The organism is Acinetobacter sp. Res13-Abat-PEC15-P4-01 (assembly GCF_015676285.1).
Lineage (GTDB): Bacteria > Pseudomonadota > Gammaproteobacteria > Pseudomonadales > Moraxellaceae > Acinetobacter > Acinetobacter nematophilus.
The window spans coordinates 42,216-55,371 of sequence record NZ_JADAIN010000018.1 but is presented as its reverse complement, the minus strand read 5'-3'; the positions used below and the strand labels follow the sequence as shown (position 1 = coordinate 55,371).

Genomic DNA, 13,156 nt, shown 5'->3' with positions numbered 1-13,156 from the left:
GAGTCAAATGAGCGCAATGACTGATGAAGAACAACTGGATAGTGTGAAGTCATTCTTTAAAAAATATGGCTCGGCTATGGTCACTGGTGTGCTCATTGCATTGATTGCCTTTTTCGGTTGGGAATATTGGCAAAAGAAAACTTTGGCTGAAAATCAAAACCAAACGGCTAAAATTCAAAGATTGATGGACGAGGCAAGAGCAGCCAATGGTGATGCTAAAGTCGCAGCTGCTTTGGTGTCATCAGCAGACAAAATCGTCAAAGACAATCCAGATTCAGTGCAGGCAATCCAGGCTCAAATTATCATGGCAAAACTTGCTTATGATAAAAATGATTATGCCTTGGCTGAACGTGAGTTGAAAAAAGTCGAAAATTCTAAAATTAAAGATGCGGGTTTGTTACAAGTTGTAAAAATCAAATTGGCTGATGCACAGTTGGCACAAAAAAAGTTTGATGAAGCTTTAAAAACCTTGTCAACCGTGAATGATCCTGCTTTTCAAGCAAGTGCCGATGAGTTGAAAGGTGACATTTATGTGGCAAAAAATGATACTGAAAATGCCAAAAAATCGTATCAAGCAGCATGGAATGCAGTTGTTGAGCGTAAGCAAGAACGACAAATTTTACAAATTAAACTCGAAAGTGTTGGCGTATTAGTAGAAGATCCTGATCTTGAGCGCCCAATTTTAGCAACACAAGTGGATGAGTCTTAATGGATAGAAATTTTAAAATACCTTTTGCTTTAGCAATCTTATCAATCGCTTTAATCGGCTGTTCGAGCAATAAGACGAAAGAAGTAAAGATTAAGCCGAATCCATTGCCTAAAGTTGCACAAGCATCAAGTTTGGTGCAAGTTTTTTCGACCAGTGTTTCCTCAACCAGCAGTGAAGATGCGCTGCGTCTTCGTTTAGATACTGATAATGGTGTTGTGTTTGCATTAGATCCAAAAGGTGAAGTGGCAGCCTATAAAGGTAAACAACGCCTATGGGAAGCTAAAGTGACCAAAGAAGGTTTAAGCTCAGGTGTTGAGGCTGCTGACGGTGTGGTAATTGTGGGGAACCAGAAAGGGCGCATCTTTGCTTTAGATCAGGCTACTGGTGCAACCAAGTGGTCTACACAGTTATCGGGCGCAATCATTAGTTCAGCATTGATTCAATCTGGTCGAGTGATTGTGGTTGCAAATGACGGTACTGTCTATGCCTTAGATGTTGAGTCGGGGCAACAGGCCTGGACTTATAAATTACCCAATGCATCGTTGAGCTTACGTGGTCAAGCGTCCCCTGTAAGTTTGGATCCGCGTACAGTACTTATAGGAACATCTACAGGCTACCTCTTCGCAATTGATAGTCTTGCAGGTGTGCCACGCTTACAACGACGCGTTGCTGTTTCAGAAGGGCGATCAGATATTCAACGTTTGATTGATGTTGACAGTGAACCTGTGGTTTCTGGACAATATGTCGTAACGACAAGTTTTCAAGGCCAAGTCACTGTTCTTGATCTCGCGACACAACGTATCTTGTGGAGTGAAAATTCAAGCAGTATCAATCGTCCAGAAGTGACAGACGGTAAAGTGATTGTGTCACAAACAGATGGTCAGATTATTGCCTATGATTTGATTACTGGTCAGCAAATCTGGAAAAATGAGCAATTGCTGAATCGTAACCTCAGTAATCCTGTGCTGCTGGGTTCAACTCTTGTGGTGGGGGATTTGGATGGTTATTTACATCAAATTGATCTCAACAGTGGAACTACACTGGGTCGCTCAAAAACCAGTGGTGAAGTCCGTACCTTAAGAGTGATTGATAATCAGCTCTATGTATCGACGCGTAAAGGTGCACTAAGTATTTGGCAAAGTCGTTAACTGATTAGGATTCTCTATTTTTTTAGTCTTGTGCTAAAATAGACGCATCCGTAAGAATTTCATACACGGGGTGATTGCAAATCAATACCCCGTGTTTTTATTTTAGGTTTTTCCTACTTTTCTTCCTATACATTTCTGATGTTCAGACCAGTCATACTGGCTGATCTTGAATAAAGGTTATTTTATGAAACCCGTAATTGCGCTCATTGGTCGTCCAAACGTCGGCAAATCAACGTTATTCAACCAGATTACCAAGAGCCGTGATGCACTTGTTGCTGACTTTGCTGGACTAACGCGAGACCGCAAATATGGTGATGCAACTTATCAAAATAAATCTTTCATTGTTGTCGATACTGGGGGTATTGGTGAAAATGAAGGTGGTATCGATTCGTATATGGCAGAACAATCAAAAACTGCGATAAATGAAGCGGATATTATTATTTTTGTTGTGGATGCGCGTGCAGGTCTCTTGGCTTCAGATGAGCAGATTGCACGTGAGCTACGTACTCTGGGCAAAAAAGTATATTTGGTTGCCAATAAAGTCGATGGTGTCCATGCTGAAGCTGCTTTAGTTGAATTCTATAAGTTGGGTATGGGCGAGCCTTTGCAAGTGGCTGCGAGTCATGGGCGCGGCGTTCAACAAATGCTTGAAGACGTTCTTGCTGATATTCCAGAAGATGAAAATGAAGATGAGCATGATAAAGCCACAGGTTTGCGCTTAGCAATTATTGGTCGCCCAAATGTGGGTAAATCAACCCTGGTCAACCGTTTATTGGGTGAAGAGCGCGTGGTGGCTTTTGACCAACCTGGTACAACGCGAGATTCAATCTATATTCCGTTTGAGCGTGATGGTCGTCAATATACCTTGATTGATACGGCAGGTGTGCGCCGTAAAGGTAAAGTAGACGAAATGATTGAGAAATTCTCAGTGGTGAAAACGCTGCAAGCCATGAAAGATGCGCATGTTGTTGTGGTTGTTGTTGACGCGCGTGAGGGTATTGTTGAGCAGGATCTGCATTTAATTGGTTATGCGCTTGAGGCGGGTCGTGCGATGGTGATCGCCATTAATAAATGGGATAACATGACCGAATATGACCGCAAACAATGTAAACTCGATGTTGAACGTCGCTTTGATTTTATTCCTTGGGCAAAAATCCACTTGATTTCTGCTTTGCATGGTACAGGGGTAGGAGAGCTTTATCCATCAATCCACCGTGCTTATGATTCTTCTCATTTGAAAGTATCACCGGCAAAATTGACTCAAATTCTGAATGATGCCACCGATGCGCATCAGCCACCGATGATCAGTGGTAAACGAATTAAAATGCGTTATGCGCATATGGGGGGGCAGAATCCGCCTACGATTGTAATCCATGGTAATAAAGTGGATAAGACACCGGCAGATTATCGTCGCTACCTCGAAAATGTTTTCCGTAAAGTGTATAAGCTTGAGGGAACACCTGTTCGAATTGACTTTAAAACTTCAGAAAATCCATTTGAGGGGCGCAAATCTCAGATGGATGAACGTACAGCCGCACGTCGCCGTCGTTATATTCAGAAGTTTAAAAAGGCTGAGAAAAAATTTAGCCGTTAATACTGAAAGTTGTTGTATGCTTAAAAAACCCAAAGTGATCTTTGGGTTTTTTTGCTTTAAAATGAGAAAAAAACTTGGGAATATATTGTGAACCGTACAATTCGGCTTGACCTAAATTCTATTCAAAATATTCTTCCTGCTTTTCAGACATCCGATCGTAAAAGCCAAATTCAAGAGCTCAAGCAAGCCATTTATCAATATCGTAATCAATTAATCTCTGATTTGTTGTCCAAACAAATCACAAATCCCAGTTTTGCGCAGACAGAATTTGGCAAGCCGTATTTAATTGATTATCCAAAGTTTCACGTGAATCATTCGCATAGTCAGCAGCATTATGCTTTGGCAAGCAGTCAATACATCAATGATTTGGGGGTTGATGTTGAAGATCTAGATCGCAAAGTACGCTTTGATGCTTTAGCAAAACATGCGTTTCACCCTGAGGAATATCAGACTTGGCAAAAGTTGGATTTTGATCCAGTGTTTTGGTTTAAAGTATGGACCACCAAAGAAGCAATTTTAAAAGCTTCGGGCTTGGGAATCCGTTTAAGTTTAAATGAGCTGAATACGCATGTGCATTGTGTAAATGATGGGGGATTATGTACTCATTCATTATTAGGTAGTTTTGCCTATCAGAATTTTCATCTCAGTCGAGTCATGCTTACGGTTGCATGGCGTTCTGAATTATCCTGCAAAGGTTTTGCTTTCCCGCAGATTGAAATTATTCAGCATAATTAAAATGCGACTTACTTAAAAGCACTTACTTAAAATTTGGGCTGCTGGGATAGGGAAAATCTATTTTTTATGAATATTCTCAGCAATATAGACACAGATGTTGATGCGTATTTGTTTAAGTTGAAGACTGAAATTTATAAATCGTCAAGCAAATTGAATATTATCAATATCATCTAAAATATTTCAACATCCTCAAGTTGATGAATCATGATTATTTCTTAAAAAAGAGTTTATTTATTCTGGAAATTCTCTATACTTGATAAATTAAATGAAAAGCAAGTCTCTGAAATATTAATTATTGTGAATTTAGATTAATAAATGATCAATACATTAGGGTCAATGTGTGCAATTAAAATATCTCCTCTGTTTAATTTTTCTCATATTTGTTTGCCCAAATTTTGCATTTGCTTCCGCACTAGAAAGTGACATTGCTGCTTTTAATCTTATTACAAATTATAAACTTCTATTCCTTGGTGGTGTATTTGTCATCCTGATGCAGGCAGGTTTTGCAGTTGTTGAAGGTGGATATGAAAATACCCAAAAGTCTGTTTATGCCCTGATTGTAAATTATATTTCTGCGATTTTAGGCACCCTTTTTTTTAGTTTGGTGTGTTCAAAGATATTTCATGCTGATGTGGTTGATTCCGTGAATTATCTCAACGCTATGTTACGAGGTTGGCATTGGAATTTACTGTTTTTCTATATGCTGATGGCAACCACAATAACCACTGTTGTTGGAAGGGTTATTCCAAATAAAGCTTCCTTATGGGTCAACTGGATTGTTGGCTTTATGATTGCCGGGATTATTTTTCCATTTTTCAGTAGTTGGGTCTGGGGAAATATTGTTTTTGCTGGTGGCTGGCTGAAAGCCCTAGGCTTTATTGATTTTGCTGGCTCAACTGTCGTGCATTCGACTGCTGCATGGATAGTCTTGGCGGGGTATTTCACTTCCAAATCAAAGGATAAGCGGGAAATTTCCAAGAAAGATTTAATCTTTGAAGATTACAAAATTTTATCTTTGGCTTTAGCGGGTTTTATTCTTTGGTTAGCTTGGTCGGGCTTGAATATCGTTTATATTTCTACCTACCGTATTGATATTGGCTTGATTGTCCTGAATGCTTTCGCCGCTTTATTTGGTGCAATGCTGGCTTCATGGGCTTTATCTCTGTTGATGAATAACAAGATCATTTCTTGGGCTGAATTGATCAAAGCTGCATTAGGTGGACTGGTGGCAATTACAGCAAGCTGCGGTTTGGTTGGCTTTTCATCTGCACTGATTATTGGTTTGGTTTCGGGTACTCTGACAAACTATCTTCCGCATCTATTGACCCGTTGGATTGCTTCAAAACATATTCGTGAAGTTGTGGTGGTACATGGAATATGCGGTATTTGGGGCACCTTGGCAGTATCATTGAGCAATCATCCAAACATTCAACTCACGCATAAAGCCAGTCTGCTGGCTCAAATCATGGGGATTGGCGTGAATTTTATTTGGAGCTTTGGCGTTGCATTTTTAGTTTTTAAATTGATTTGTGGCATTAATTCCAAATTTAAAACGGGTGTTTAAGGAACTTGGCTTGTCAATTCATCATATAGAGGCAGAAAAAGCGACATAAAGTCGCTTTTTTCTATTTTTACAACATCAGAAAACTTAGGCTACACTTTCAGGCGTAGCACGCCATAAGCTTTCTAAATCATAAAATTTACGTGCTGTTGGAAGCATGACATGTACAACCACAACACCGAGATCGATAAGGATCCATTCAGCATCTCTTTCACCCTCTACACCGATTGGGCGAAAACCTGCTTTACGTGCTTCATCAGCAACATTATCAGCAAGGGCTTTAACATGACGAGTTGATGTTCCGCTTGCAATCACAATAGCATCTGCGACGTTACTGATTTTGCTTACATCAAGTTGAATAATATCTTTGGCTTTTACATCAAGTAGAGCTTCTTGTACGACATTTAAACAGGTCTGTACATCTTGATTTTGAGTGTTCATTGCAAGTTCGTGAGAATTAGAAGCGCTGGGCGATGGTTCTAAATTCATATAAGGTATATTTTCCAGAAAATATCTCATCTTCTAATATAGCGCTTTTGGCTAAAAAATACAATTATTCAGTGCCAGTATTGATGCAAGATATTGTTCAATTAATAGCTATGATTATTTGAAAAGTATTTTTCTTTCCATGCAAAGGATTGATTTGAATGAGATTGTGGCTTGTATTCTGCCGCAATAAAACCTGTGTAGTGACTTTGTTTTAACCATGAAAAAATGGATGAATAATCAATCTGCGCAGTATCTGGCTCGTGACGTCCTGGGCAATCTGCAAATTGAATATGCCCAATCCAGTCAATGTTTTCTTGTAGGGCTGGAAGAACTTCTTCACCCATCATGGCCATATGATAACAGTCAAACTGCATTTTTAAAGCGGGATGTTGCACTGCCTCAAGCATTTCCTGGGCCTGGGCAATATTCTGTACGAGAAAACGAGGCATATCTGTTCCATTGATCATTTCAAATACAGGCTGAATATCGTATTCAGACAACATATGACAGGCCAGTTTCAGGTTGTTTGCCAAGGTGTTTAGACATGGCAGCAAATCAGCATCTTCAGGTTGTTTACCGGACAATATGTTGATGTTTGGAATGTTAAGTGCATCGGCATACTCGATGGCTTGTTCTAAAGCTTGATGAAACTCAAGTTCTTTACCGGGTATGCCTGCAAGTCCATTGCCGCCCTGCATCAAATCTCCTGCAGGAGCATTGATGAGGCAAATATGTAAGTCATATTGTTCCAACTGTGCTTGAATTTCTTCAATACTTAATTCATAGGGAAATTGAATTTCTACATACTGGAAGCCGTGGCGATGTGCCAAAGCAAAGCGTTCAATGAGTGGAACTTCAGTAAAAATCATCGATAGGTTTACTGCGAGTTTAGTCATGGCAATCTTCCGTGCTCTTATTGGCTTTTATCTTCAATGTAGTCGGCAATAGATTATTTTTCAACTTATTTCTGTATGATATAAAACACCTACATGCTTAAGTTTTCTCGACTTGATGAATGATTGTAGCGAGATCTGCTTCTGCAAAACCTTGGCTTTGGTGGTTTTGCAACTGATCTAGCGCGCGTTGGGCAACCGGAATATCTAGACCAGATTGTTGTGCTAATTGAACGGCGTTATTGAGATCTTTGGATAAGGTCTGCACTTTCCATTGTACGGGTTCAAAGGTATGGCTCGCCATACGTGGCGCAAGAATCTGAAAGGGTTTGGAGTCCGCAAATCCACCTGCTAATGCAGGTGCAAGTAAGCGGGTATCAACCCCCGCCTGATCAGCAAGTGCAACTGCTTCTGCAATCAGTGTACTGTTTGCAGCAACGATCAATTGATTGCATATCTTGGTTGCTTGTCCCGTACCTGTTTCTCCCATACAGGTCACTCTTTGTGAAAGCACGTTATAGACTAAACTCAAATCTTGAATGGTTTCTCGGTGACCACCTGCAAAAATGACCAGTGTCCCATTTTCTGCCCCTGCAGTACCCCCTGAAACAGGAGAGTCAATCCAAATCACCTCTTTGCTTGCTGCCAGACTTGCCAGTTGCTTGGTGATCGCTACAGACAAGCTTGAGAAATCAACGATGATCTGTTGAGCCTGCAAGTTAGGTTCAATGTGTTGATAAACCTGTTGAACGGCTTGGTCATCGGCGAGGCAGATCAAAATAACAGGGTAGTCTGCAATTTGTTCAAGCTGTAGGGGATGTGCACCCATATCCACCAGAGCATCACATGCAGTTGCTGTGCGATTCCAAACTGCCACATCAAATCCAGCTTGAATCAATCGGGCAGCCATGCGGCTCCCCATTAAGCCCATACCTAGAAATGCGATTTTACTGTTGCGATCAAAATTCATTTTGTTATTCCCAAGCCTTGTACTGAAGTGTTTTTAAATTATTTATATTGGCGCGGTAGGAATTGTACTTCAGGATTCTTGTCTTTTTTACGGGCAATTTGACTGTTTTTCCCTAGAAGTAATTTTAACTGCCAAATCTTTTCTAAACGCAGCGCTTTGTTAGGTTGATGCTCCATGGCATCCAACACACGTTTGGCTGCCATCAAAGCATCAGGAGAGCGTTGCAACATTTCCTCAGCGATTACTTGAGCTTTTTCTAAGGGAGAGGTGCTTACATGCGTAACCAAGCCAATGTCTTTGGCATAATGACCATCAAAAATACGTGCAGTTAAGGTCAGTTCTTTGGCTAAATCGATGCCGATCACACCTTTGATAGAACGCGTAAGCCCCATATCGGGCACCAACCCCCAACGGCTTTCCATAATCGACATTTTAGTTTCTGGATGTGCAATACGGATATCAGCAGCCAAAGCCAGCTGCATTCCCGCACCAAAGCAGAATCCTTCAATGGCAGCGATGACAGGAACAGGTAACTCTTGCCAAATGAGGAATGCTTTTTGAAACAGGCTTTGTCCTGGTTTAATCAGTTCCCAAGCTGCAAATGCAGTATTTTTAGGGCTATTTAAATCAGCTAAATCAATACCAGCACTAAATACATTGGCTTCACCAGTCAGAATCACCACTCGGATACTTCGATCTTTTTTAATTTTCTCCGCGACTTTGACGAGCTCACGCAGTAAAGCAAAGCTCATGGCATTGCGTTTATCTGGACGATTTAATGAAACTGTAGCGATACCCTTGTTTTTTTCTATATGTAACAGTGCCATGATCTTGACTCATTTTTTTCCTTGGTCATCAGCATAGCATGTGGAAGGATGAGTTACATGACAGTACAGTCACAGAATTTCTGTATATGCGCCAATGGACAGTAATTTGAGTTTATATCTCTGCAAGGGCTTTTTATGGATACAGCCCATAGATACAGAAATGGCTAAAAGGGTTTCAACGCAATTTTCAGCCAGTTAAGATCTGCTGTGCGGCTGTTTCTACTTCGTGAATCACCAATTGCAAATCATCCAAACGTTGCATGACATCCTGAATGAAAGCCTCATCTGCTTTACGGCGTTCTTTACGTAAAGTTGAGATAAACTGTTCAAAATCCCCTGTAACACTTTGCAATTTTGGTGTCCCAACATAACGGGTCGCACCATATAAACGGTGTAACACATGCTCCAGTTGAGGAAAGTCCTCAAGTTCGATCAATTGTGCAATTTCATCCAATTCGGTTGGGAAACTGTCAACCAGCATTTTTAAAAGATCTTGTGCAAGATCCTCCTTGTTGGCTGCGAGCGCAAGGCTTTGTTTCCAGTCCAGAATATCCGTGTCAAAGGCTTCGATATAAATTGTATTTTCAACGGGTGCTTGATGCTGAATAAATTTATCCGAGGTCCAGTTGGTTAAAATTTGAATGATTTGTTCGATTTGAATCGGTTTGGTGACATAGTCATCCATACCGACTTTGAGTAATTTCTGTTTTTCATCTGCCAATGCATGGGCCGTTAAGGCAATGATTGGCATGCGCATGTCATCCAAGGTCGATTCTAATGATCGAATAGCACGTGTGGTATCAATTCCTGACATGACAGGCATTTGAATGTCCATAAAGATTAAATCGAAAGGCTTTGAACCCTGTTCAACAGCCTGTTGAATAATTGTCAGTGCTTCTTGACCACTTTGCGCCTTGGTGGTTTTTACATTCAACTCACCGAGCAGCGCTTCCAGTACAATTAAGTTTGGTAAATGATCATCAACCGCCAAGATATGTAAGTCCTGTCCTTTAAAATCTTTGTGTTGTTCCTGCTCAAAAATCGGTTTATTGTTGAGTAATTGAATGACTGAGCTACGACTGAGTGGTTGATATAAGGGGCGTGCCATATATTCGTTGAGCATATTGGGATCAAGTGACATCTGATAACCATACACAGCAAGATGTCCCTGATAGCGACTACGGATTTCTTTTAATAAGGCTTCCGTATCGCCACTGTGATCAACAATCAGCCAGGTATTTTCAACATTTTGTTCCAAACTGTTTAGACGGCTGAACAGGTCCAGAATGGATTGTGCCTCAGTATGCTGAACTTGATAGTTTTCTAAATAGTGCCGTAAGACATTGGCTGTGGCTGGATGCGCCAAGAAGGACACGACATTTAAATCTTTAAATGATGGATGCACAATATCTTCATTTTCATTGGTCGTCAGCATAGCCGTAAACCAGAATGTCGAGCCTTTTTCCGTTGGTGCACGCTCTTGGTTATCTTCAAAACCGATCTGACCATGCATCAAGTGCACCAATTGTTTGGAAATTGCCAACCCTAAACCTGTTCCACCAAATTGGCGGGTAACAGATGCATCACCTTGAGAGAATGACTCAAATAGTTTTTTACGGTCGGTACCACTCAGTCCGATACCACTGTCCTGTACGCTGAAATGTAATAGGCATTGCCCGATATCATCGTGTTCCATACGCGCACGAACGATGATTTCACCATCGGGAGTGAATTTAATTGCATTGGAAATTAAATTGGTCAGAACTTGTTTAAAGCGTAAGGCATCACCAATCACATGTTTTGGCACGTTGTCTGCAAAATAGAATGCCATTTCGATATGTTTTTGCGCCGCTAATGGTGACAGCATATCCATTACATCGAAAATTGCTTCTTCTAGATCGAATGGTGCGGTTTCTAATTCTAATTTACCTGCATCAATCTTAGAAAAGTCGAGCACATCATTAATCAGTGCCAATAAATGCGCAGACGATTTTCGAATGGTCTGTAAATATAAACTCTGATCGTTGCTCAGGTTGTCCTGACGTAGCATCAGATGAATGAAGCCATCAATACTGTTCAATGGGGTTCTTAATTCATGGCTGATGTTTGCAAGAAATACGGACTTTGCCTGATTTGATGAAATTGCCTGATCACGTGCCTGTTTATAAGTGATGTTTTGAACTTCCAAGGTGTCTAAAGTACGTCTTAAGTCATCTTCTGTTTGTTCAGTATGTTCTTTGAGTTCTAGAAAACTGAAATGCAGGCGTTTAACCACATTGGCAATGTCTCGTTGTAACAAACGTAACTCACCTGTACTGTTGATCACCATGTGTTGATCAAGCGTATCTGCATTTAAACGTTGTAATTGCATCCGAATTTCGTACATTGGGGCAATCCAGCGACGTGAATAAAAATTCAAGCACAATAAAAGCAGAAGCAGTGTCAGTAGAGCCGTCGTAATCAGCACGATCATGACGCGATAATGTGAGATTTCTAGAGGTTGATTATCTAGTTCAATCACCAACCACATATTTTGCGCATTATTGATTGGATTGAGTTTGATCCCATAAATATTGTTGTACTTGTTATGAACGGGTCCAAAAAAGGTTCCGGTTTTTGGTATTTTGGGCCATTCACGTTGATTTTGATAGCCGACACTTAAATGATTGACATTATTTCCATCCAAAATCGCGGCACTGAGCAGATGTTTTTCATTGAATATTTTTTGTAAAATATTTTCAGCTTTGGTGTGCTGTAGTGGGCTTTGTCCCATCACCGCGGTAAGTTGTTCAGCGGTATATTGATAACGACTCAATATTGCAATGGCTTGAAAACGTTGTTTAGACTTTGCAGCTGCAGATGTTTCGGAAAGTACAAGTGCGGTTCCCACACATGCCAAAATCATGATCGGCACGAAAATTAACGCGATGAGTTGACCATAAGCGTGATTGAGTTTTAAACGTTTAAAGAGCTTTTTATTGAAATTCGACATGGTTCCAGCAACTCATTGACCATGCGCAAGATATTAACATGCTTTAATGATCCTGCATGACAATATGATTAAAAAACTTGCAAACTGCATTCTGGTTATGCTGTTTTATAGATAACCTTATCACTTCTAATTCTAAGTCTTAATGTTTTTTTTATATCTATCTAATTTTATTGGATAAACAATTTTTCTCCAGTGTTTAACTGAATTGTTTGGAGTGGATTTAGTTTGACCATACTCGTAAAAATCAAATGGAAAGATGTGCAGTGACATTTATTTTTTCATACAATATGCCCACCTCAATATAGGTGCAGTCCATGAGTAACACACAACCTGATTTCTTAGCCGACGAATTTTTACTAGATCACTATGTTGGGAAAACACCATTAGTACGTCTACAGCGTTTGGCAAGTCATACTCAAGCAACAGTATTGGCAAAATTAGAAGGGAATAATCCCGCAGGTTCGGTAAAAGATCGTCCAGCATATAATATGATCATGAAAGCTGAACAACGCGGTCAAATCAAGCCAGGCGATACGTTGATCGAAGCGACAAGTGGAAATACAGGGATTGCATTGGCAATGGTTGCTGCCATGCGTGGTTATAAAATGAAATTGATCATGCCGGGAAATTCAAGTCAGGAACGTAAGGATGCGATGCGTGCTTATGGTGCAGAGTTGATTGAAGCACCGAATATGGAGGCTGCACGTGATATGGCTTTGCAAATGCAGAGTGACGGTCTGGGCTTGGTCCTCAATCAGTTTGGGAATCCAGATAATGTCGAAGCACATTATCTGACCACAGGTCCGGAAATTTGGCAACAAACTGGCGGTAAAATTACCCACTTTGTGAGTTCAATGGGAACCACAGGGACGATCATGGGAATTTCAAAATATCTGAAAGAACAAAATCCAGCCATTCAAATTATTGGATTACAGCCTTCTGAAGGATCAAACATTGCTGGGATTCGTCGTTGGCCACAGGAATATTTGCCTACGATTTTTGATCCTGAACGTGTTGATCAAATCATGGATATTCCACAGCTTGAAGCTGAAAAAACAGCTCGTCGTTTGGCACGTCAGGAAGGTATCAGCGCCGGTACATCTTCCGGTGGGGCGGTGTGGGCTTCAGTAAAAATTGCAGAAGAACATCCGGATGCTGTGATTGTATGTATCGTGTGTGATCGTGGTGACCGTTATTTATCTACAGGTTTATTCTCTGTGGAAGATGATCAATAATTG

The 13,156-nt window shown here is 40.6% G+C and carries 11 protein-coding genes; 6 read left to right on the top strand and 5 right to left on the bottom strand.

The window, feature by feature from the left end:
• Positions 1 to 7 precede the first annotated feature (7 nt).
• The 5 genes from IMO47_RS07000 to IMO47_RS06980 all read left to right on the top strand — a co-directional run bounded on the left by IMO47_RS07000 (position 8) and on the right by IMO47_RS06980 (position 5,750).
• Positions 8 to 709 carry a tetratricopeptide repeat protein gene (locus IMO47_RS07000; protein WP_196077138.1) on the top strand — a complete coding sequence of 234 codons (702 nt, stop codon included), beginning with the start codon at positions 8 to 10 and terminating at the stop codon, positions 707 to 709.
• Positions 709 to 1,857 carry an outer membrane protein assembly factor BamB gene (gene bamB, locus IMO47_RS06995; protein ID WP_196077137.1) on the top strand — a complete coding sequence of 383 codons (1,149 nt, stop codon included), beginning with the start codon at positions 709 to 711 and terminating at the stop codon, positions 1,855 to 1,857. The genes IMO47_RS07000 and bamB overlap by 1 nt, the downstream gene beginning before the upstream one ends.
• 184 nt (positions 1,858 to 2,041) lie before the next feature.
• Positions 2,042 to 3,451 carry a ribosome biogenesis GTPase Der gene (gene der, locus IMO47_RS06990; RefSeq protein ID WP_196077136.1) on the top strand — a complete coding sequence of 470 codons (1,410 nt, stop codon included), beginning with the start codon at positions 2,042 to 2,044 and terminating at the stop codon, positions 3,449 to 3,451.
• 87 nt (positions 3,452 to 3,538) lie between these two features.
• Positions 3,539 to 4,186 (top strand): 4'-phosphopantetheinyl transferase superfamily protein, encoded by a 648-nt coding sequence (locus IMO47_RS06985; protein ID WP_196077135.1) that lies wholly within the window; start codon positions 3,539 to 3,541, stop codon positions 4,184 to 4,186.
• Positions 4,187 to 4,526: 340 nt separating this feature from the next.
• Entirely contained in the window at positions 4,527 to 5,750 is a 1,224-nt protein-coding gene (locus IMO47_RS06980; RefSeq protein WP_196077134.1) for an ammonium transporter, read from the top strand.
• Between the two features lie 84 nt (positions 5,751 to 5,834).
• On the opposite strand, the gene rsfS is transcribed toward IMO47_RS06980, so the two are convergent.
• The 5 genes from rsfS to IMO47_RS06955 all read right to left on the bottom strand — a co-directional run bounded on the left by rsfS (position 5,835) and on the right by IMO47_RS06955 (position 11,918).
• Entirely contained in the window at positions 5,835 to 6,236 is a 402-nt protein-coding gene (rsfS, locus tag IMO47_RS06975) for a ribosome silencing factor (protein ID WP_009584388.1), read from the bottom strand.
• Positions 6,237 to 6,337: 101 nt separating this feature from the next.
• Positions 6,338 to 7,132: a TIM barrel protein gene (locus IMO47_RS06970; protein ID WP_196077133.1), complete on the bottom strand. Its 795-nt coding sequence runs from the start codon at positions 7,130 to 7,132 to the stop codon at positions 6,338 to 6,340.
• Between the two features lie 97 nt (positions 7,133 to 7,229).
• Positions 7,230 to 8,099: an NAD(P)-dependent oxidoreductase gene (locus tag IMO47_RS06965; protein ID WP_196077132.1), complete on the bottom strand. Its 870-nt coding sequence runs from the start codon at positions 8,097 to 8,099 to the stop codon at positions 7,230 to 7,232.
• Between the two features lie 38 nt (positions 8,100 to 8,137).
• Positions 8,138 to 8,926 (bottom strand): crotonase/enoyl-CoA hydratase family protein, encoded by a 789-nt coding sequence (locus IMO47_RS06960; protein ID WP_196077131.1) that lies wholly within the window; start codon positions 8,924 to 8,926, stop codon positions 8,138 to 8,140.
• A 187-nt stretch (positions 8,927 to 9,113) separates the two neighbouring features.
• Positions 9,114 to 11,918, bottom strand: a complete 2,805-nt coding sequence (locus IMO47_RS06955; protein ID WP_196077130.1) for an ATP-binding protein — start codon at positions 11,916 to 11,918, stop codon at positions 9,114 to 9,116.
• Positions 11,919 to 12,232: 314 nt separating this feature from the next.
• On the opposite strand from IMO47_RS06955, the gene cysM reads away from it, so the two are divergent.
• Positions 12,233 to 13,153 carry a cysteine synthase CysM gene (gene cysM, locus IMO47_RS06950; protein WP_196077129.1) on the top strand — a complete coding sequence of 307 codons (921 nt, stop codon included), beginning with the start codon at positions 12,233 to 12,235 and terminating at the stop codon, positions 13,151 to 13,153.
• Positions 13,154 to 13,156: the final 3 nt, after the last annotated feature.

Coding starts and splice junctions, on each gene's coding strand:
- IMO47_RS07000 (WP_196077138.1), top strand. CDS start 8: ATGAGCGCAATGACTGATGAAGAACAACTGGATAGTGTGAAGTCATTC.
- IMO47_RS06965 (WP_196077132.1), bottom strand. CDS start 8,099: ATGAATTTTGATCGCAACAGTAAAATCGCATTTCTAGGTATGGGCTTA.
- IMO47_RS06955 (WP_196077130.1), bottom strand. CDS start 11,918: ATGTCGAATTTCAATAAAAAGCTCTTTAAACGTTTAAAACTCAATCAC.
- rsfS (WP_009584388.1), bottom strand. CDS start 6,236: ATGAATTTAGAACCATCGCCCAGCGCTTCTAATTCTCACGAACTTGCA.
- IMO47_RS06960 (WP_196077131.1), bottom strand. CDS start 8,926: ATGGCACTGTTACATATAGAAAAAAACAAGGGTATCGCTACAGTTTCA.
- der (WP_196077136.1), top strand. CDS start 2,042: ATGAAACCCGTAATTGCGCTCATTGGTCGTCCAAACGTCGGCAAATCA.
- cysM (WP_196077129.1), top strand. CDS start 12,233: ATGAGTAACACACAACCTGATTTCTTAGCCGACGAATTTTTACTAGAT.
- IMO47_RS06970 (WP_196077133.1), bottom strand. CDS start 7,132: ATGACTAAACTCGCAGTAAACCTATCGATGATTTTTACTGAAGTTCCA.
- bamB (WP_196077137.1), top strand. CDS start 709: ATGGATAGAAATTTTAAAATACCTTTTGCTTTAGCAATCTTATCAATC.